Below are 19442 nucleotides of genomic sequence, written 5' to 3'. Positions count from 1 at the left end.
GAGTCGGGCGAGCATGTTGTAGATTTCCACTTCGCCCTGAATCGCATTTTCGCCTCGAAAATGGCAGTCGCCAGACGCAGGTTCGCTCGGGACTGCGTCGCGCACCATTCTTCTCTCAAGAGAAGCGGAACGCCCGGTCGCTGATCGGAAAGTGCCTTTGGCTGAAGCGGCGCGGCGCCCGCGCAGCAGGGCCTTTCCTATATTTTCCCCAGTTCGTTGCGGATGAACAGCCGTTCCAGACTTTCGCGGCGGGGCATTCCAGAGGCCGCGATCGGCTCACCGTCGAGCAGCGTCCTCCGGGCGGCGCGGCGGGCGAGGATATAACTGGGATCGAGGAGCGACAGGAAAGTCAGAAAGGGCGCCAGGCCGGGCCAGCGCAACTGGGCGAGGCGTCGCATATATTGCAGTCGCGCACGGATGCCCCGCGTCAGGGCACGTGGCACTTCCATGCCGAGCAACTTGCGCGCCGTGAGCAATTGGGTGCGCATCGCGTTGCGGGCATAGCCGGACTGGAAATGCCGGTTCAGCTCATCCCAGTCATCCTGCTGGAAACGACTGGCGAAGGACTGCATGTCGAGCAAGTGGCGCAGGTCGATCCGGCCGCGCAAATAGTCCCTCCCCTTCAACTGGTCATGCAGCAGCAATATCGCGGTGCATGCAACCGGCGATGGCAGCAGGACGATCCCGCCCGCCAGTTCCAGCAGGGCGGCATTCTGCGCGAGATCGTCAAAGCTATAGGAGAGCGAGTTGATGCTGCCATAATCGGGGTGAAGATCGATCGTCGCCGTATCCTGCGGGCGCGAGAGGACAGCGGGCACTCCGGGTTGGGGATCGGACGTGTCGGGGCAGTAACCGATGCCGCGCAGCTGATCGATCATGGGCAGGAAACGATCGGCAGGCACCATCAGGTCGATGTCCGCCAGCATCCGGGCGGCACGCTCCTCCGGTGGCGCATGGGCCAGCCATGCCGTGCCCTTTAGCAGGATCGGCGACACACCGGCCGCGTTCATGGTCGCGGCGGCTTCGTCCAGTTGCGCCATGATGCGATCGTTACGATCGCCATTGCGCCTTTCCATCTCGGCGAAAAATGTCGCGACATCCGATGGCAGTGCGGGAAAGCGTCCGGCTTTCCTAAGCCGCGCGGCCACGGCAGGGCTGCACAAGGTCTTGTTGGCCAGCGCAATGATGCGGGGCCAATCGGCATGCGAGGGTGTTTGGCCGCGCAGGCAGGACAACAGGCCATTGAGATGATCAAGCCGGATCACAAAATGCTCCCAGCAGCGCGGCCGCTTCATCCAGATCGTCATATTCCAGTTCGCAGGTCCGGGCGCCGCCGACGGCGCGGATCAGGCTGTCGATCGCGGGGCGGCTGGCCTCTCCACTGCAAGAGGCGGCTTCGGAGAGCAGATGCTTGACCAGTGGCGTGGGATGTTGCGGGATCAGGCGCGCGGGCGCGCCCTTCGTCCGCCGCAGCTTCAATATCCAGCCCACCGGCAGGGGCGCTTGCCCTAAAGGCGGCGGCGAGGCGAGGTAGCGCACCCGCCGCCCATCGGGCCGCCAGTGGATCAGCGGCTGAAGCTGCCCCGGGTAGCGCGCGGCCATCATCGGCCAGGCGCCCGATTTTACGGTTGGCAGAAAGGGAAGGCCGAGCACGTGACCGTCGGGTCCCAGCATGCTGATGTCATCGCCATGATAGGCAAAGCCGCTGCCGATCAGCCACGAGGTCAGGGTCGTCTTTCCCGCCCCCGGAGGCCCGGTCAGCAGGAGCGCCTTTCCATTGCGGCTGACGCAGCCCGCATGCAGCGCCAGGTTCCAGCGGGGATCATCGATGATGTCCTGGATGATCTGCGCCTTGACCAGGGTCGCCGCCTGATGGCGTTGAAGGACGGAGGCATCGCCCGCATCACGGCTGAAGAGGCAAAGCCCGTTGCTTTGCCAGAGATGATAGAGGGTGCAGGACGGCGCTGGGGCGGCTTCCGTTTGGAGATGGACGAAAAGCGGTGCCACGTGCCCTACCAGCGCCTCGTCATGATAGCGCAGCATGAGCGCGCGACCGCCAAGCGATATGGATTGCGTCAGGATGGGGGCGGATGCGGGCGGTCGGACAGTGGCGTGGACCAGCCCGGAGTGGGACCATTCCGCCAGCACGGTGTCGAGCATGGATGCGGCATGATCGACGCCCCGGTCGGCAACTTCCTGCGCGAGTTGCGACAAGGACACGCCGTCCTCAAGGCGGCATCCGATATAGCCTGCTATCTGGTTCAGTTCATAAATGGCGTGCCGGGACTGCGAAACGATCACCGGCTGATTGCCGATAAAGGTCATCGAAGTCCCGGGTGTAAGGCGCAGCATCAGTTCCGCCCCGTCAGGGCGCTCCGCCCGTTCGCCATCAATCAGCTGAACCTTGGCGTTCAGGGCCTGTTGCCCGGATTGCCGGGGCCGGTGCCGGGGCCGTCATTGATCGGTGGGTTGCCCGGGGGCTGGGGATCGGGGCCGTTGCCGACACCATTATTGCCCTTGGGGCCGCCGCCACCGCCGCCGCCCGATGCAGCGATCGCCTGTGACGACAGGGAGGTCGACAACATGATCGTCATTGCCGGGGGAACAGTCGCAGCGAAGCGACCGCAGGTTTTCAGAAAGCGGCGCCGGTCTTCGGTCGCAGCCAAAATGGTGGGTTCCTCAGCCAAGGGTAGCCTCCTCTTTTTCAGGATTGAGGCAAGCTACCACCTGGGCCGAACCGACCGCACTGCTATGGCGGGGTATATCAGAAGGTATAACCCCGCCCGCCCTCTACAGCCTATGATATTTCATGGGCTTGGAGGAATTATTCCGAAGTCGGCAGGTAAATCTCGCCCCCCTTGGTCTTAAAAGTCTCGCTCATTTCGGCCATGCCTTTTTCCGCATCTTCGGCCGCGATGAATGAGTCGGCGGGTTGGTTCTGCTTCGCTGCGAAGTCCCTGACCTCCTGCGTGATCTTCATCGAGCAGAACTTTGGGCCGCACATGGAGCAGAAATGCGCGGTCTTCGCGCCTTCGGCCGGGAGCGTCTGGTCGTGATATTTCTCGGCCGTGTCGGGGTCGAGCGACAGGTTGAACTGGTCGCGCCAGCGGAACTCGAAGCGAGCCCGGGACAGGGCATCGTCGCGGACCTTGGCGGCGGGGTGGCCCTTTGCCAGATCAGCGGCGTGGGCGGCTAGCTTGTAGGTGACGACGCCGACCTTCACGTCATCGCGGTCGGGCAGGCCCAGATGCTCCTTGGGCGTGACGTAGCAGAGCATTGCCGTACCGTACCAGCCAATCATCGCGGCGCCGATACCGCTAGTGATATGGTCATAGCCCGGCGCGATGTCGGTGGTGAGCGGCCCAAGCGTGTAGAAGGGCGCCTCACCGCAGGCTTCGAGTTGCTTGTCCATATTCTGCTTGATCTTGTGCATGGGCACATGGCCCGGCCCTTCGATCATCACCTGCACATCCTGTTCCCAGGCGCGCTTGGTCAGTTCGCCCAGCGTGTAGAGTTCGGCGAACTGCGCTTCGTCATTGGCGTCGGCGATCGATCCGGGGCGCAGGCCATCACCCAGCGAATAGGCGATGTCATAGGCCTTCATGATCTGCGTGATCTCATCGAAATGCTCGTAGAGGAAGCTTTCCTTGTGATGCGCCAGACACCATTTCGCCATGATCGACCCGCCGCGCGAGACGATGCCGGTGACGCGCTTGGCGGTCATCGGAATGTAAGGCAGGCGCACGCCCGCATGGATGGTGAAATAATCGACGCCTTGTTCGGCCTGTTCGATCAGCGTGTCGCGGAAGATGTCCCAGGTCAGTTCCTCGGCAATGCCGCCGACCTTCTCCAGCGCCTGATAGATGGGCACTGTGCCGATCGGAACGGGCGAGTTGCGCATGATCCATTCGCGGGTGTCGTGGATGTTGCGGCCCGTGGACAGGTCCATCACCGTGTCGGCGCCCCAGCGGATCGACCAGACGAGCTTGTCGACTTCGCTCGCCACGTCAGAGGCGACGGCGCTGTTGCCGATATTGGCGTTGATCTTCACCAGGAAATTGCGGCCGATCGCCATCGGCTCGCTTTCCGCGTGATTGATATTCGATGGGATGATGGCGCGGCCACGGGCGACTTCCTCGCGCACGAATTCCGGCGTCACATAGTCGGGGATTTCAGCGCCCCAATCCTGCCCATCACGGACATATTCGGCGAGGCGGGCGCGGCCCAGATTCTCGCGCTCGGCGACATATTCCATCTCCGGCGTGATGATGCCGCGACGGGCGTAATGCATCTGGGAGACGTTCATGCCGGGCTTGGCGCGCAGGGGGCGCTTCACGACATGGGGAAAGGGCTGGACGCCGCCGCTGCGGTCGGGGCCTTTGAGGCCGTTATCTTCCGGCTGGATGGCGCGGGCGTCATATTCTTCCACATCACCGCGCCCCATGATCCAGTCGCGGCGCAGCGTGGGTAGGCCCGCCATGATGTCGATGCGCGCATTGGGATCGGTGTAGGGGCCGGAGGTATCATAGACGCGGACGGGCGGCTCGCCACTGCCGGGTTCGAGGTCGATCTCGCGCATGGCGACCTTCAGCGGACCGACATGGATCTTGCGGCTGCCGCGAATGGGGCCGGTGGTGACGCGCATTTCGGTGCGGGCGGGAACATCTGCCATAGGTTTCGTCCTTTCAGGCGGTGATAGTGGCGCGGCCCGTCAGGCCAGCGAGGAAGAGCAAGATGCCGAGCAGGATCGAGATCACTGCCCAGGCGCGGGTAAATTGGACCGCTGAGCGGCCGATGCGGAGAAGCGGCGCGGGCGTGGCTAGCAGCAGCGCACCTTCAACCAGCGCGACATAGCCGATCAGGCTGACGATGACGGCAAGCGGATCGGTCCAGATGCTGTGGATGAGGACGAGGGCAGCGCCGACCGCGAAGACGGGGAAGCCGAGCGCCATGACCAGGCCGGGCGAGCGTTCCAGGTCGTCCATCATCGCGCGCCAGCGGGACGGCGCGGCAAAGCCGCCGATACCGACGACGATCATGTATAATCCGATCGCTTCGGAAAGACGCAGGGTGAGGATGGAGATGGTGTCCATGGCAGCTCCGTCCTCCTCCTCTTCTTCTTCGCTGGGCGGAAGGAGGATGCGGACATGCCGGTGACAAGCCCTCCCTCCCTACGCCGGTCTCATCCGGATCAGGTTCAACGGGTCGCAGCCACATCAGCTGCCTCTCAACCGCTTGTGAGCGGTCCCCCGGGGATTGGGTGGCGATAGCGGAAATGCGCAGGCGACGCCAGCCCATTGCGCTGGACATGGGACGGGCTTTGCCGCTTTTATGGCAGGCGATGAAGCATCATGATCTGTCCACGAAAGAAGGGCGCAAGGCGCATCGGCATGAACTGCGTATGGTGGCCGTGCGGCCGAGGCGTTGGGGACTGTGGCTGCTGACGGCCGGTTTCCTGTTGGTACTGACCCCCTCTGCGCTGGATGTGCATAGCCTGTTCGGGCTGTGGCCGCCAATGTTGGGGGCGATTTGCGTGATGATCGGCGTGCCGCTGTTGGTGGCGAGCGTGGTGCTGAAGCGGCGCTACGTGCGGGAGCGTGCGGCGGGGCAGGTGATGGTGGGACGGGTTAGGGGGTAGGTTCACGGTCTTCGGTGTAGTCTTATTCCCCTCCCGCAGGCGGGAGGGGTTAGGGGTGGGTGCGAGCGGAGCGAGCTTCAGGGCTAGCCTTTGAAGACTCCGCTGATGTTGCGCTAGCCCACCCCCTAACCCCCTCCCGCTTGCGGGAGGGGGACGAGTTACGCCTCGAACATCAGCTTCATGCCCGTCCTTGGCCTTATCGTCAGGCGGCTGATCGGTTCGGGCTTGAACCCTTCCGGCACGGATAACCGATAGCGGCGCAGGACGCTGGCGATCACGGCCATCACCTCCTGCTGGGCGAAACCCGCGCCGACACAGACGCGGGGGCCGCGGCCGAAGGGGAACCAGGCCTGTTTCACCATCTCCGCATTGGCGGGATCGTCGAAGCGATCGGGATCAAAGCTGTGCGGGCAGCCCCAATTATCCTTGTTGCGCTGGGTGAGCCATGGCGCGACGACCAGCATCGCGCCTTCCTCAAGATTCTTGTCGCGCATGGGCATCGGGCAAGGCACTTCGCGCGGGAAGAAGGCGACGGGGGGATAGAGGCGCAGCGTTTCGCGGAAGATGTTGCGGACGTGGCCCATGTCCTTGAGCATCGCGGCGGTGAGCGGGGCATCGCCAGCCAGCGCCACCACTTCGGTACGCGCTGCGTTCTGGATATGCGCGCATTCGGCCAGCATGTAGAGCGCCCAGGTCATGGTGCTGGCCGATGTTTCATGGCCCGCGAGGAACACGGTGGAGACCTGATCCATCACCTGTTGCAGGGTGAAGGGATCGCCGGTTTCGGGATGCTTCGCCTCGATCAGGGACTGGAGGATGTCCTTGTGCGGCGATTCCCCGCGCTCATGGAAGCCCTGATAGCGGGCCTCGACAATCGGACGGAACACATCGTGGATCGCTTTGGCGGGCTTGAGCGATCGCTTTTCGAACCAGCGCGCGGGGAAGCCGTAGAGACGCAGCATCGATGCACTGTGGGCGTAGCGCTGGAAACGGCCGAACGCGTTGTGGATGATGTTGGAACGGTGCTCATCCAGCGCCTCTGAAAAGAGCGTGCGGAAGATGATGTCGGCCGCAACATGGGTCATCATCGGGTCGATATCGACGGGCTTGGTGCGGTCGGCGGCATCGATGCGAGCGAGCAGTTCGTCAGCGGCCGCGACCATCAGCGGCATGGAGCGATGGAGCGCGGTATGGGCGAAGGCCGGGTTCACCATGGCGCGCTGGCTTTCCCAATCCTCGCCATTGGCGGAAAAGACGCTGTTGCCGATCAGCGGCGAAAGGTTGCGCACCAGTTCGCGATGTTTGGGGAAGGCGGTGCCGCCGCGCAGCACCTTGTCCACCAGCGGCAGTTCGTTCGCGATATACATGATCTGGCCGGGCATGCGGATTTCGCCCAGCTTCATCGTGTAGCTTTTTTCGAACAGCACATGAATCCAGCTGTGCCAACCGCGCAGGAAGCGCTTCATCAGGCCGCGCTTGGTCCGGGGTGGCTGCGGATAGGGAGGCGTGAAGGGTTCGGTCACGGGATGGCCCTGAATGCGGCGATGGCTTCGTTGATGGTGCGGCGGCCTGCGGTCAGGCTGACATAGTCGACCGGCGAGAGGCGGTCGCCGACGCGCAGATAGTCGAAATGCGCTTCATATTTGTTCGACCAGCCGCTGTGATAATTTTCTGGATCGTAGAAGAGGTGGAAGCGCGGCGAGAGCAGATCAACGCTCGCGGCGCAGCGATCCGACACGAGGCGGATCGGGTGGACGTCATGATAGGCGGCGCCATCCGGGGGCGCGGAGAAATCGACGAGGCGGAACTGCCCCTCGTCCAGCGCCTTCAGGTCGGCATGATACCAGCGCGCGTCCTTGCGCAGCGCGATGACGGGGACGACTTGGCCGAGCGTCAAGGCGGTGAAGTTGTCCGGTAGCGGTCTGCCCTCGCGCAGTTCCAGTATGCGGCGAAGGACGCTCATCGCGTAGATGGTGCCGTTGCTGTGGGAGGCGAAGATGACTTCGTCCCATGGGCCGTCGATTTCCTGCACGATGCGGGCGGCGAACTGGTCGAGGCGGGCGTCCATTTCCTCGCCGGGACCACGCGCGGCGACGCTGTGGTTGTAATACATGAAGCGCAGCAGCCAGGGTACGATTAGTTTGTTAAGCAATCGGCCCGAAAGCAGGGTGCTGGCGCCGATGCCGATCAAAGCTGCCGCCCAGAAAGGCATGAACAGCGACAGCAGTAACGCCGGGACCAGCGCCAACACGAGCGGGATCAGGATAGCGAGCAGCGGCGGGTAGAGGATGGTGATGACGGGGCCGGGCCGCAGCTTGCGCATGCGCAGGAACTGCATGTGCCGTGCATGGGCGAAGTAGGTGGCGATCGATCGCCATGCGAGAAGCAGCGGATTGCGGATCCACACCTTGCCGACCAGATCCTCCCACCGGAGGAATTCATAATCGGTCTCGACCCCGGCGCTGTGGTTGGAGACGGTCCAGATCGCGGACGAGGCCGGGCCTGCTCGGCGCGCGCTTACCTCCACCTGTTCGCCGGAGAGGCGCGCATAACGCTCCACCTGCTCACGATACATCTGGTGGTAAAAACGTACCCCGCGCGGATCGAAACCGCCAAGGTAGAAGACTTTACGCTTGAACTTTTGCACGGCCCTGTTCCACATCGGGCCATGACGACACCCGAACGCGACTACTGCTATTTCATAGATCACCGCAAATACAACCGAAACATCGGCTGTCGTCGCCATGACAATGCCTATGGCATCAATGGCGGCGGCAGTGAGCGGGACCGATGGCGGGCGGATTTCGCCTTTTACCGGCATATGCGCGGCCATGGCGATCCGATGGCGCTGCCTGCGCTGCTTGCCTGCCTGGTGTTCGGCTGGTTCTGCTGGAACTATCATCCGGGCAAGGGGCTGTGGCGGGGACAGCTCTTGCGCCGTTTTGCGAAAGCGCCGAAGTAGAGCGGCATGAGCAATCCCAAGCATGTTTCCGTTGGGCCGGTGACGATCGGCAATGACCTGCCCTTCGTCCTGATTTCTGGTCCCTGCCAGATTGAAAGCCGCGATCATGCGATGATGATGGCTGAGAAGCTGGCCGAGGTAGCGCGCAAGGCAGGCGTGCCGTTCATCTTCAAATCATCCTTCGACAAGGCCAACCGAACTTCGGTGTCGGGTCAGCGCGGGGTGGGGATCGATGCGGGGCTGGCGATCCTGGCGGAAGTTAAGGCGCAGCTCGGCTGTCCGGTGCTGACCGATGTGCATGAGGCTGATCAGGTGGAGGCGGCGGCGCAGGCGGTGGATATATTGCAGATCCCGGCATTCCTGTGTCGCCAGACGGACTTGTTGCTGGCGGCTGGGCGGACTGGGGCTGTGGTCAATGTGAAGAAGGGGCAGTTCCTTGCTCCCTGGGACGTGGCGGCGGTGGCGCAGAAGGTCGCCTCCACCGGCAATGAGCGCATATTGCTGACGGAGCGCGGGGCGAGCTTTGGCTACAATACGCTGGTCAGCGATATGCGGTCGCTGCCGGTGATGGGGGCAACTGGTTATCCGGTGGTGTTCGACGCCACCCATTCGGTGCAGCAGCCGGGTGGACTGGGGTCAGCTTCGGGTGGTCAGCGGGAATTTGCGCCGGTGCTGGCGCGCAGTGCGGTGGCGGCGGGCGTCGCGGCGGTGTTTGCCGAGGCGCATGATGATCCGGATCGGGCGCCTTCGGATGGGCCTGTCATGCTGCCCCTGAAGTGTATGGGGCCGCTGCTGGCGAAGTTGAAGGCTATCGATGAGGCGGTGAAGGGCTAAAGAAGCCGATCCCGTACATTAAAATCTACCCCGTTCAGGCTGAGCTTGTCGAAGCCTCTTCCTTCTTAAAGAAGTAAAGCCCTTCGACAGGCTCAGGGCGAACGGGGTGGAGTAGTTGCGATAGACGCAAATTGAACTTACGGCCGCGTCTGGCCTGTTCCGCGTACCAGCCATTTGTAGGTGGTGAGGCCTTCCAGTGCCACCGGGCCGCGCGCATGCAGCCGCCCGGTTGAGATGCCGATCTCCGCGCCAAGGCCGAACTCGCCGCCGTCGGCGAACTGGGTGGACGCGTTCCACATCACGATGGCGCTGTCGACCGCGTTTAGGAAGCGCTCGGCTTTCTCCGCATCTTCGGTGATGATCGCGTCGGTGTGATGGCTGGCGTGGGCGGCGATATGAGCGAGCGCTTCGTTCAGCCCGTCGACCAGCCGCACGGAAACGATCGCGTCGAGATATTCGGTATCCCAATCCTCGTCCGATGCAGGGATCACGCGCGCGTCCATCGCCTGCACCGCTGCATCGCCGCGCACTTCGCACCTGGCATCGAGCAGCGCTTTCACGATGGCGGGCGCGGCACCGAAAGCCTTGTCGATCAGCACCGTCTCGGTCGCGCCGCAGATGCCCGTCCGGCGCATCTTGGCGTTGACGATCAACTTGGCGGCCATGTCCGGATCGGCCGCGCCATCGACATAGCTGTGGTTGATGCCGTCGAGATGCGCGAGCACGGGCACGCGCGCTTCCTCCTGCACGCGCGCGACCAGGCTCTTGCCCCCGCGCGGGACGATGAGGTCGATGAAGTCCGAAGCCTTGAGCAATGCGCCCACGACGGCGCGATCCGTCGTCGGCACCAATTGTACCGCGTCGGCGGGGAGGCCCGCAGCGGCTATGCCTTCGGCCATCGCGGCGTGGATGGCGCGATTGCTCTCCTTCGCTTCGCTGCCACCGCGCAGGATGACGGCATTACCCGCGCGCAGGCAAAGCGCAGCGGCGTCGGCGGTCACGTTGGGGCGGCTTTCATAGATGATGCCGATGACGCCCAAGGGCACGCGGACGCGGGACAGTTCCATGCCGTTGGGCCGGACCTGCTTGTCGATGACGCTGCCGAGCGGATTGTCGAGGCTCGCGACCTGATCGACGCCAGCAGCCGTTGCCGCCACACGGGCTTCGTCGAGGCGCAGACGGTCGAGCATGGCGGGCGAGAGACCATTGGCGGCAGCGTTTTCCACATCGCGCGCGTTTGCGGCAAGGATTTGCGGCGCCTGATCCCGAAGCGCCTGGGCGGCGCGGCGCAGGGCGTCGATCTTCTGCGTGTCACTTGCGCTGGCCAGCGTCGCGGCAGCAGCACGGGCGCGCGCGCCCATCGCGGCAATCAGCATTTCGGGAGTCTGGGTCAGGTCATTCATCTGGTCGAGCCTTTCGCCCGCGCCCTTAGCATGAAAGCGTCGCAGGACGAAAGGCGCTGGACGGGTTTTGGCTCCGCTATAGTATTACGGAGCGCATCTCGATCCAACCAATATGCCGGGCTGAACTTGCCGAAGCCCTCGCCTACTTGAAGAGAAGAAAGGCCCTTCGACAGGCTCAGGGCGAACGGGGATGGGATGATATTTCAGGCGGCCTGCGCCAGACTTTCCGCCTTAAGGGCGCGGAAGGTACGGCAGGGGGGGATATTTCGCCATTCGACGCGTTCGGCGATCTCGTTGAATTGCCCCGTAAGCAGCCGCCGGACATAGGCCGAATATTGATAGACAAGGAATTCACCGCCGGGCCGCAGCGCGCGCTGCGTTTCCGCGCAGATCAACTCGCCGACGCCATCCGGCAAAGTGGAGAAGGGAATGCCCGAGAGGATATAATCAGCCTGTCGATGCCCCGCTTCAACAATGAAGCGGCGCACATCCGCCGCCGACCCGTGTACGACCCGCAGGCGGGGATCGTCGATCTGCGCCTCCAGCCATGCGACAAAGTCCAGGTTAAGATCGATCGCCACCAGTTTCGCGTCCGGGTGCATGCGCTCCAGGATCGGGCGGGTGAAGGTGCCAACGCCCGGGCCATATTCCACGAACAGGCGCGTACGCTGCCAATCCACCCGGTCCAGCATGCTGTCCACGAGCGCAGCCGAAGAGGGGATCACGGAACCGATCATCCCGGGATGCTTCACGAACTGGCGGAAAAACATGCTCCACTGACCCAGGAATGACGCCGGATCTGCTTTTTTCTTCAAGGGAATGGAGGCCATCAATACTCGCCTGTTTGCCTTCACGTCTGGGCCTTGCAAATATCGGCAAGCCTGGCAAGCCGCTTTGCATGCTGGCGGGGTTAATACCCGGCCATGGGTAAGCGAACGCGCGGACTGCGGATGGGTTCAATCCGCAATCCGCTAGCCCTTGTTAAGATTGCGATTCGCGCGATCGGAGCATCCCCGGCGCCACAAAGCCGATGGGGTCGACCCGCATGGCGCTCTGCTTCAGCTGGGACTGAATCTTTTCATATTCATGCTCCATTTCCGGCGTCACCGACGCGCGGGTTTCCTCAAGCGCCTCGTTGAAATGCGCCTGCTCGACCCGCTCTACCGACAGGGATTGGCGCAGCGCGATCAGACCGGCGCGGCGGACCAGATCTTCCAGGTCCGCGCCGGTGAACCGCTCCGTCCGTTCCGCCAGATCGTCAAGGTCGACATCCTCACCCAGCGGCATGTTGCCGGTATGGATCGTCAGGATACGCCTGCGCCCCGCCTTGTCGGGCACCGGAACATAGATGAGCTCGTCGAAACGGCCCGGGCGCAGCAGCGCCGGGTCGATCAGCGTCGGCCGGTTGGTTGCGCCGATGACGACGACCGATTGCAATTCTTCCAGCCCATCCATCTCGGAGAGGATCGTGTTCACCACCCGCTCCGTCACCGCCGGTTCGCCAAGGCCGCCGCCACGCGCGGGGACAAGGCTGTCCAGCTCATCGATGAAGATGACCGTGGGCGCCACCTGCCGCGCGCGGGCGAACAGGCGTGCGATCTGCTGTTCGCTTTCGCCATACCATTTGGACAGCAGGTCACTGGACTTGGTCGCGATGAAGTTCGCCTGCGCTTCTCGTGCGACCGCCTTGGCCAGAAGCGTCTTGCCGGTGCCGGGAGGACCGTAGAGCAGGAAGCCCTTGGCGGGACGGATGCCGATGCGGCGAAAGGCGTCCGGGTCCTTCAGCGGCAGTTCGACCCCTTCCTTGAGGCGCATCTGCGCTTCATCCAGTCCGCCAATGTCTGACCAGCCGATATTGGGCGCCTGCACCATCACCTCGCGCATGGCCGATGGCTGGACGCGCTTGATCGCCGCCATGAAGTCGTCGCGCGTGACGGACAGTTCCTCCAGCACATCCTGCGGGATAGTGCCTTCCTCCAGGTTGAGGCGGGGCATGAAGCGACGTACCGCCTCGATCGCGGCCTCGCGCGTGAGGGCGGCGAGGTCAGCGCCAACGAAGCCGTAGGTCATGCGGGCGAGTTCACCGAGATCGACGCCCTCGCCCAGCGGCATGCCGCGGGTGTGGATACCCATGATCTCACGACGCCCACGCTCGTCGGGAACGCCGACGATGATCTCACGGTCGAATCGGCCGGGGCGGCGCAGTGCTTCATCAATCGCCTCGGGCCGGTTCGTAGCGGCGATGACGACCAGATTGGTGCGCGGTTCCAGCCCGTCCATCAGCGTCAGTAGCTGCGCGACAAGCCGCTTTTCCGTCTCGCCAGTGACACTGCCGCGTTTGGGCGCGATCGAATCGATCTCGTCTATGAACAGGATCGACGGCGAGGACTTGGCCGCTGCCTCGAATATCTCGCGCAGCTGCTTTTCCGACTCGCCATAGGCCGATCCCATGATCTCCGGACCGTTGATCAGAAAGAACTCGGCCTCCGATTCATTGGCGACGGCGCGAGCGAGGCGCGTCTTGCCCGTTCCCGGCGGGCCGTGGAGCAGCACGCCCTTGGGCGGGTCGACCCCCAGCCGTTCGAACAATTCGGGGTAGCGCAGCGGCAGTTCCACCATCTCACGCAGTTGGTCGATCGCTTCGGCCATGCCGCCCACATCGTCATAGGTGACATCGGCACGCCGGGATTCGCGCGGCTCCTCATATTCGGCGCGCAGTTCGATCTCTGTATCAGCGTCGATCTGCACGAAGCCCTTGGGCATGGTCGATACCACGATCAGCCGGATTTCCTGCAGCGCATAGGCGGGTGCCGCGAGCATCTGGCGCAGCTGCGGGGGCATGTCGCTTGGTGGAACCTGTTGTTGGCCTGCCGTTGCAACGACGTCGCCAGCGCCGAGCGGGCGCTGAAAGAAGACCCGTTTCAACGCGTCCGGATTGCCCTGGAGCCGCAGGTTATTTTGTGCAGGTGCGAAAACGACCCGTTGCGCCGGGCGAGGCTCGATCTTGGTTATATGCACGAAATCGCCGGACCCGACGCCGGCATTGGCGCGCTGCAACCCATCGAGCCGAAGAACGTCAAGCCCTTCATCTTCCTTATAGGGCCGGACCACGCGGGCAGGCGTCGACCGCTTCCCCGCGATCTCGATCACGTCGCCCTCGGCCAGATGAAGTTCCGCCATTACCGCCAGCGGAATGCGCGCAAGCCCGCGTCCTGCGTCTTCGGGTCGCGCATTCGCTACCTGAATTCGGCGTTCCGGGCTTTCCTGTTCGGCCATTGCCATTCCCATTCTTGTCACTGCGTAACGAGATAGGAAACGCCGGTCGCCAAGGAAAGGGGCCAGCGATCATGACGGGCCGGGACAAAAAAAGGGCCGACCCGAAGGCCAGCCCGAAAAGTTTTAGGAGAGGATGCCTGAAAGGCCTTTCCTATGTGCAGTGCAACATGATATTTTGCAATTGCGAAAAGGTCCGGGGAGTTGCAAAATTTGCATCTTACCGGTTGACGCTTTTTCATGCTGGTGAAAAGAGGATGACTTGGGTTAGGCCGATCAACCTTCGAAGCGTACCGATGACGCGTCGCAACAGAGTTATGGCTTAAGTACAGATCGATTATGCGCAGACTGCCGCCCCTTACCGCCCTAGAGGCCTTTGTTCAGGTAGCCCGTCTTGGCTCGGTCAAGGCTGCGGCTGAAGAACTGGCGCTGTCCACGCCCGCGCTGAGCCGCCGCGTTCAGGCGTTGGAACGATTCATCGGTCGCCCGCTGTTCGACCGCAAGCATCAGGCGTTGGAAATCAATGCCGATGGCCAGAAGCTGCTCGACGACATCGCGCCCGCGCTGGATTCGCTGAGCCAGGCGCTGGAGAATATTCAGAGCGGCGGCAACCAGCTTCGCCTTCGGCTGGCGGTGATGCCGCTGTTCGCGACGCAGCGGCTGTTCCCCCATCTGGGCGCGTTGCGGCAGAAGCATCCGCAATTGCACATCGACATCGAAACGACGCCGCATGCCGTGGCGCGGCTGGGCGAAGGGCTGGACGCGGCGATCGTGCTTGCGAAGGATATCGATCCGGCGCTTTATGCCCATGAGCTGGACCATGACGAAGTTTATCTGATCGGTCGCAAGGCGCTGCTCGAATCGCCGCAGAAGATCGCGTCTCCCGCGGACCTGGCGGAGCACACCATCCTGCTTCACCGCGACATGAACCTGTCCTTCGATGCGTGGAAGGAAGGAGTGGGATTGCCGGACCTGCAACCTCTGGCGATCGACAATTATGATTCGGGCCAGTTGATGCTGGAGGCGGCAGCGCAGGGCCTGGGCGTCGCGGTCATGCATGCGAGCCACTTCAAGGAAGCGGATGACGCACGCCTCGTTCGCCTATTCCCCGAAACGCGGGTGGAAAGCCCCTATCGCTATTATTTCGTCTGTCGGCCCCGCGCCTTGCAGACACGCGCGGTGCGCATTTTCCGCGACTGGCTGATCGCGGCGGACATCTGATCGACGCCAATATTGTCGGCGGATCGGGCTGGGCGTTTTTTTGACTCCCGCGCTCTTAACCTTAGTCAGTTCGATCCGTTATTACCGGCATGACTGGGGCATCATCATCCGCAAACGCGCAGCACGGCCTGGCCGATCGTCTGACTCGATGGGCTCGCGGCCTGTCGGGCAAACCGGACGCAGAGGAAGAGACGGACGAAGCTGAACCCCAGCGCGCCCGTTCTGGCAGCACCGCGCATCGCGAGATCAATCGGCGGCGCAAGCTGTATGACGAGATCGGCAATTTCCTGTTCGCGCACGACCTTGACCTGACGCCGCTGAATTTCGGCGTCGCGCATGATTATCTGACCGGGTCGCAGATCGGCGTGGAAAAGGCGATCAGGGCGGTGCTGGCGGAGCGTGGCAAGATCAGCAACAGCTGGGTCGAAGAAATCGTGGCGGAGCAGCGTGGAGATGAGGTGACGCCCGAGGCGCTGTCCATGATGCTGGCGAAAGTCGAAGAGAATCTGTCCGAATTTACCGGCTTGATGACCGAATCACGCAATTCCGCGAAGGATTATGGCGCGGCACTGCAGGAAGAGGTGAAGGGCCTTACCGCTGGCGCGAAAAATGAGCCCGTCCTTGCGCGGCTGGTGGCCCTTACGCGGTCCATGGTCGAAAAGACCCGACAGGTCGAAGGGCAGCTACGCCAGAACCAGAAGCAGAACCATGCGCTGCGCTCCAGCCTCGCCAATGCGCGGCGAGCGGCCGAGCATGACCATCTGACGGGCCTGCCCAACCGGCGCGCTTTTGAAGGCACATTGCGCGAAGAGGTGGCAATGGCCCAGAAGGAAGGCCAGCCGCTGGCCGTCGCATTCTGCGACATCGATCATTTCAAGGTGATCAACGATACGCACGGCCATGACACGGGCGACCGCGTCCTGAAATTCGTCGCGGGGCTGCTGGCCAAGGCAAGCAACGACCAGTGCCATGTCGCGCGTCACGGCGGCGAGGAATTCGTCATGTTGTTCCGCGGCAAGACGGCGGCGGAAGCGTGCGAGGCGGTGGACGATGTCCGGCGGGACCTTGCCACGCGCAGCCTGGTTAACCGCACCAATGGCGAGCGCATGGAACGGGTGAGCTTTTCGGCGGGCGTCGCCAATGTGCTGGCCCATGACGATCCGCGCGCGGCGCTGAAGGCGGCCGACCGGGCCTTATATCTGGCCAAGGAGCATGGCCGGAACCGCGTTTATCTGGCGGTCGAAGGCGAATGAACGTCCACGGCATCTCGCCTTCCTATGGCCGCCCCGGAATTTTCCTGACCTCAGCTCAAAAATCCGGCTTTTCATAATGGGGCGGGGGGGTGATGACCTCCATCCGCTCCGACAGCAAAGGCCGGAACGACGGGCGCGACTTGAAGCCTGCATACCAGCGCTTCACCGTCTCATGCCCGGCCCAGTCTATGCCGCCCAGATAATCGGCAACCGATAGATGCGCTGCCGCCGCAATGTCCGCAAGGCTCATCGTGCCGCCCGCCATCCAGCTACGGTGATCGAGCAGATAATCCATATAATCCATGTGGACATTGGCGCGCTTCATCGCCTCGCGCAGCACCCGCGCATCGGGAGGGGCGCGTTCGATCAGCCGCTTCTTCATCCGCTCATGCAGCAGTGGGCCGACGACGTCGCCATAGAAATTCTGGTCGAAGAAGGCGACGAGCCGCCGCACCTCCGCCCTGCCCGCAGCCGTGCCGGAGATTAGCGGGAATTTCTCGACCGTTTCCTCAAAATATTCGCAGATCGCCTGGCTGTCGATCAGCGTCGATCCCTTTTCCTGATCGACCATGACGGGCGTCGTTCCGGCGGGGTTGAGATCGAGAAACTCGTCGCGCGCTTCCCAGGGCGATTCGCGCACAAGGTCATAGCCTATCCCCTTTTCGCCAAGCAGCAGGCGCACCTTGCGGGAGAAGGGACAAAGCGGGAATTGGAAGAGCTGCCACATGGCTTCCTGTTAAGCGGAGGCGGCGCCTGCGAAAAGCGGCAAAATGGGTGGCTCCTGCTTTAATGTGAGGGGTAATGGTAGAACTTTGGCGGCAACGGAACGATCCGGGCTTCCGATGATCGCCTCTACCCTCTAGAGGGGCAGGCAACGCACAGGAAAGGATACTCGATGTCTGACGATTTTTTCCCGGTATCTAAGGAATGGGCCGCTTCGGCGCTGCTCGACCGGGATGGGCGTGAGGCAGATTATCAGCGGTCGATCAACGAGCCGGAATCCTACTGGCTGGAGCGCGCAAAGCGCCTGGATTGGCTGACTTTCCCCAGCAAGACGAACGAAAGCAGCTTCAACGAAGCGGATTTCGGCGTGAAATGGTTTGCCGACGGTGTGCTCAACGTCAGCGCCAACTGCATCGACCGGCATCTTGCCGAACGGGGCGACCAGACCGCGATCATCTGGGAGCCGGACTCGCCGGATGCCGAGCCGCGCCGCTACACCTATGCCCAGGTGCATGAGGAAGTCTGCCGCTTCGCCAATGTGCTGAAAGCCGCTGGCACGAGGAAGGGTGACCGCGTTACCGTCTATCTGCCGATGATCCCGGAGGCGGCGTTTGCCCTGCTCGCCTGTGCGCGGATCGGGGCGATCCATTCGGTTGTCTTTGGCGGCTTCTCGCCCGAGGCGCTGGCGGGGCGGATCATCGATTGCGATTCCAACATCGTCATCACCGCCGACGAAGGCTGCCGCGCGGGCAAAAAGGTGCCGCTCAAGGCCAATGTTGATGCCGCGCTCAAGGATTGCCCGAGCGTCAAAAAGGTCGTCGTGGTGCAAGCGACCGGCGGCGCCATCGCCATGCAGGAAGGCCGCGACCTGTGGCTGCATGAGGAAGCCGGGAAGGTGTCAGCCGAGTGCGCCCCTGAGCCGATGAACGCGGAAGACCCGCTGTTCATCCTCTATACGTCGGGTTCGACCGGCAAGCCCAAGGGCGTGCTGCACACGACGGGCGGCTATCTGCTGTGGGCGAGCCTTACCCATGAGCTGTGCTTCGATTATCGCCCCGGTGACATCTACTGGTGCGCGGCAGACATCGGCTGGGTCACGGGGCATAGCTATATCGTCTATGGCCCACTGGCGAACGGCGCGACGACGCTGATGTATGAGGGCGTGCCCAACTATCCGACCCCCAGCCGCATCTGGGAAGTGGTGGATCGGCATCAGGTGCAGACGATCTTCACCGCACCCACAGCTCTCCGCGCGCTGATGAAGGAAGGTGATGCCTTCGTCCACTCCACCAGCCGCAAGTCGCTGCGCCTGCTCGGTACCGTGGGCGAGCCGATCAATCCCGAAGCGTGGCGCTGGTATCATCATGTCGTGGGCGAGGATCGCTGCCCGATCATCGACACCTGGTGGCAGACGGAAACCGGCGCGGCGATGATCGCGCCGATGCCGGGTGCGACGGACCTGAAGCCGGGTTCGGCGACGCTGCCGATGCCGGGCGTGATCCCCCAGATCGTCGATAGCGAAGGCAAGGTTCAGGATGGCGCGGCAGAGGGCAATCTGGTCATCGCCGGAAGCTGGCCGGGACAGATGCGCACCGTTTGGGGCGATCATGAGCGCTTTTTCCAGACCTATTTCACCACCTTCCCCGGCAAATATACGACCGGCGATGGCGCCCGCCGCGATGCGGACGGCTATTATTGGATCACCGGGCGCGTCGATGATGTGATCAACGTGTCTGGCCACCGGATGGGCACCGCCGAGGTCGAGAGCGCGCTGGTCCTGCATGAAGCGGTCGCCGAAGCGGCTGTGGTTGGCATGCCTCATGACATCAAGGGGCAAGGCATCTATGCCTATGTCACGCTGAACAGCGGCGAAGAGCCGAGCGAGGAATTGCGCAAGACGCTGGTCGCCTGGGTCCGCACCGAGATCGGTCCGATCGCTACGCCCGACGTGATCCAGTTCGCCCCCGGCCTGCCCAAGACCCGGTCGGGCAAGATCATGCGCCGAATCCTCCGCAAGATCGCGGAGGGCGAAGTATCGACACAGGCTCTGGGCGACACCAGCACCCTTGCCGATCCCTCGGTGGTGGATAATCTGGTCGCCAACCGTCACGGATAAAACGCCCAAGGATCAGGAG

General features: G+C 63.0%; 17 protein-coding genes and 1 riboswitch. Of the genes, 6 read left to right on the top strand and 11 right to left on the bottom strand.

The features are described 5' to 3' along the window. Positions 1-197: 197 nt before the first annotated feature. From ACZ5U1_RS12225 to ACZ5U1_RS12205, 5 genes are all read right to left on the bottom strand, one after another. A complete protein-coding gene (locus ACZ5U1_RS12225; RefSeq protein ID WP_464778641.1) occupies positions 198-1265 on the bottom strand; it encodes a nucleotidyltransferase family protein in 1068 nt (355 codons plus the stop codon). Then, positions 1252-2352, bottom strand: a complete 1101-nt coding sequence (locus ACZ5U1_RS12220) for a hypothetical protein (protein ID WP_464778640.1) — start codon at positions 2350-2352, stop codon at positions 1252-1254. The genes ACZ5U1_RS12225 and ACZ5U1_RS12220 overlap by 14 nt, the downstream gene beginning before the upstream one ends. Positions 2353-2411: 59 nt before the next feature. Further along, on the bottom strand, positions 2412-2687 hold the full coding sequence (locus ACZ5U1_RS12215) for a hypothetical protein (protein ID WP_464778639.1): 276 nt from the start codon (positions 2685-2687) through the stop codon (positions 2412-2414). Between the two features lie 137 nt (positions 2688-2824). Beyond that, a complete protein-coding gene (gene thiC, locus ACZ5U1_RS12210) occupies positions 2825-4672 on the bottom strand; it encodes a phosphomethylpyrimidine synthase ThiC (protein ID WP_464778638.1) in 1848 nt (615 codons plus the stop codon). A gap of 13 nt (positions 4673-4685) precedes the next feature. After that, positions 4686-5093, bottom strand: a complete 408-nt coding sequence (locus ACZ5U1_RS12205) for a DUF2065 domain-containing protein (protein WP_464778637.1) — start codon at positions 5091-5093, stop codon at positions 4686-4688. A 58-nt stretch (positions 5094-5151) separates the two neighbouring features. Continuing rightward, positions 5152-5262: riboswitch (TPP riboswitch) on the bottom strand. A gap of 79 nt (positions 5263-5341) precedes the next feature. On the opposite strand from ACZ5U1_RS12205, the gene ACZ5U1_RS12200 reads away from it, so the two are divergent. After that, on the top strand, positions 5342-5638 hold the full coding sequence (locus ACZ5U1_RS12200) for a hypothetical protein (RefSeq protein WP_464780043.1): 297 nt from the start codon (positions 5342-5344) through the stop codon (positions 5636-5638). Between the two features lie 158 nt (positions 5639-5796). Here the strand turns inward: ACZ5U1_RS12200 and ACZ5U1_RS12195 are convergent, their stop codons facing one another. Next, positions 5797-7161 (bottom strand): cytochrome P450, encoded by a 1365-nt coding sequence (locus ACZ5U1_RS12195; protein ID WP_464778636.1) that lies wholly within the window; start codon positions 7159-7161, stop codon positions 5797-5799. After that, positions 7158-8285, bottom strand: a complete 1128-nt coding sequence (locus ACZ5U1_RS12190) for a tudor domain-containing protein (protein WP_464778635.1) — start codon at positions 8283-8285, stop codon at positions 7158-7160. Before ACZ5U1_RS12190 ends, ACZ5U1_RS12195 begins: the two co-directional genes overlap by 4 nt. A gap of 21 nt (positions 8286-8306) precedes the next feature. Between ACZ5U1_RS12190 and ACZ5U1_RS12185 the strand changes: the two genes are divergently transcribed. Then, on the top strand, positions 8307-8600 hold the full coding sequence (locus tag ACZ5U1_RS12185) for a hypothetical protein (protein ID WP_464778634.1): 294 nt from the start codon (positions 8307-8309) through the stop codon (positions 8598-8600). Positions 8601-8606: 6 nt separating this feature from the next. Next, positions 8607-9434, top strand: a complete 828-nt coding sequence (kdsA, locus tag ACZ5U1_RS12180) for a 3-deoxy-8-phosphooctulonate synthase (protein WP_464778633.1) — start codon at positions 8607-8609, stop codon at positions 9432-9434. A 137-nt stretch (positions 9435-9571) separates the two neighbouring features. Here kdsA and ACZ5U1_RS12175 read toward each other — a convergent pair whose 3' ends face one another. The 3 genes from ACZ5U1_RS12175 to ACZ5U1_RS12165 form a co-directional block, all read right to left on the bottom strand. Continuing rightward, the gene (locus ACZ5U1_RS12175) at positions 9572-10837 is read right to left on the bottom strand and encodes a glutamate-5-semialdehyde dehydrogenase (protein WP_464778632.1); all 1266 of its coding nucleotides are present in this window, start codon (positions 10835-10837) and stop codon (positions 9572-9574) included. A gap of 203 nt (positions 10838-11040) precedes the next feature. After that, the gene (locus tag ACZ5U1_RS12170; protein WP_464778631.1) at positions 11041-11667 is read right to left on the bottom strand and encodes a class I SAM-dependent methyltransferase; all 627 of its coding nucleotides are present in this window, start codon (positions 11665-11667) and stop codon (positions 11041-11043) included. Positions 11668-11818: 151 nt separating this feature from the next. Further along, positions 11819-14113, bottom strand: a complete 2295-nt coding sequence (locus ACZ5U1_RS12165) for a CDC48 family AAA ATPase (protein ID WP_464778630.1) — start codon at positions 14111-14113, stop codon at positions 11819-11821. Between the two features lie 336 nt (positions 14114-14449). Here ACZ5U1_RS12165 and ACZ5U1_RS12160 point away from each other — a divergent pair, with 336 nt between their 5' ends. Next, positions 14450-15331 (top strand): LysR substrate-binding domain-containing protein, encoded by an 882-nt coding sequence (locus ACZ5U1_RS12160; RefSeq protein WP_464778629.1) that lies wholly within the window; start codon positions 14450-14452, stop codon positions 15329-15331. 89 nt (positions 15332-15420) lie between these two features. Next, positions 15421-16584, top strand: coding sequence for a GGDEF domain-containing protein (locus tag ACZ5U1_RS12155; protein ID WP_464778628.1), 1164 nt, complete (start codon positions 15421-15423; stop codon positions 16582-16584). 55 nt (positions 16585-16639) lie between these two features. Here the strand turns inward: ACZ5U1_RS12155 and ACZ5U1_RS12150 are convergent, their stop codons facing one another. Further along, positions 16640-17311, bottom strand: coding sequence for a glutathione S-transferase family protein (locus ACZ5U1_RS12150; protein ID WP_196225035.1), 672 nt, complete (start codon positions 17309-17311; stop codon positions 16640-16642). 168 nt (positions 17312-17479) lie between these two features. Between ACZ5U1_RS12150 and acs the strand changes: the two genes are divergently transcribed. Next, positions 17480-19423 (top strand): acetate--CoA ligase, encoded by a 1944-nt coding sequence (acs, locus tag ACZ5U1_RS12145; protein WP_464778627.1) that lies wholly within the window; start codon positions 17480-17482, stop codon positions 19421-19423. Positions 19424-19442: the final 19 nt, after the last annotated feature.

The sequence above is a fragment of the Sphingobium sp. TomTYG72 genome, from assembly GCF_055394715.1.
This window is presented reverse-complemented; position numbering and strand designations above follow the sequence as displayed.

Excerpts from the sequence above, each read along its gene's own strand:
- kdsA (WP_464778633.1), top strand. The coding sequence starts at position 8,607 with ATGAGCAATCCCAAGCATGTTTCCGTTGGGCCGGTGACGATCGGCAAT.
- ACZ5U1_RS12155 (WP_464778628.1), top strand. The coding sequence starts at position 15,421 with ATGACTGGGGCATCATCATCCGCAAACGCGCAGCACGGCCTGGCCGAT.
- ACZ5U1_RS12170 (WP_464778631.1), bottom strand. The coding sequence starts at position 11,667 with ATGGCCTCCATTCCCTTGAAGAAAAAAGCAGATCCGGCGTCATTCCTG.
- ACZ5U1_RS12185 (WP_464778634.1), top strand. The coding sequence starts at position 8,307 with ATGACGACACCCGAACGCGACTACTGCTATTTCATAGATCACCGCAAA.
- ACZ5U1_RS12165 (WP_464778630.1), bottom strand. The coding sequence starts at position 14,113 with ATGGCCGAACAGGAAAGCCCGGAACGCCGAATTCAGGTAGCGAATGCG.
- ACZ5U1_RS12220 (WP_464778640.1), bottom strand. The coding sequence starts at position 2,352 with ATGCTGCGCCTTACACCCGGGACTTCGATGACCTTTATCGGCAATCAG.
- ACZ5U1_RS12205 (WP_464778637.1), bottom strand. The coding sequence starts at position 5,093 with ATGGACACCATCTCCATCCTCACCCTGCGTCTTTCCGAAGCGATCGGA.
- thiC (WP_464778638.1), bottom strand. The coding sequence starts at position 4,672 with ATGGCAGATGTTCCCGCCCGCACCGAAATGCGCGTCACCACCGGCCCC.
- acs (WP_464778627.1), top strand. The coding sequence starts at position 17,480 with ATGTCTGACGATTTTTTCCCGGTATCTAAGGAATGGGCCGCTTCGGCG.
- ACZ5U1_RS12175 (WP_464778632.1), bottom strand. The coding sequence starts at position 10,837 with ATGAATGACCTGACCCAGACTCCCGAAATGCTGATTGCCGCGATGGGC.
- ACZ5U1_RS12160 (WP_464778629.1), top strand. The coding sequence starts at position 14,450 with ATGCGCAGACTGCCGCCCCTTACCGCCCTAGAGGCCTTTGTTCAGGTA.
- ACZ5U1_RS12150 (WP_196225035.1), bottom strand. The coding sequence starts at position 17,311 with ATGTGGCAGCTCTTCCAATTCCCGCTTTGTCCCTTCTCCCGCAAGGTG.
- ACZ5U1_RS12200 (WP_464780043.1), top strand. The coding sequence starts at position 5,342 with ATGAAGCATCATGATCTGTCCACGAAAGAAGGGCGCAAGGCGCATCGG.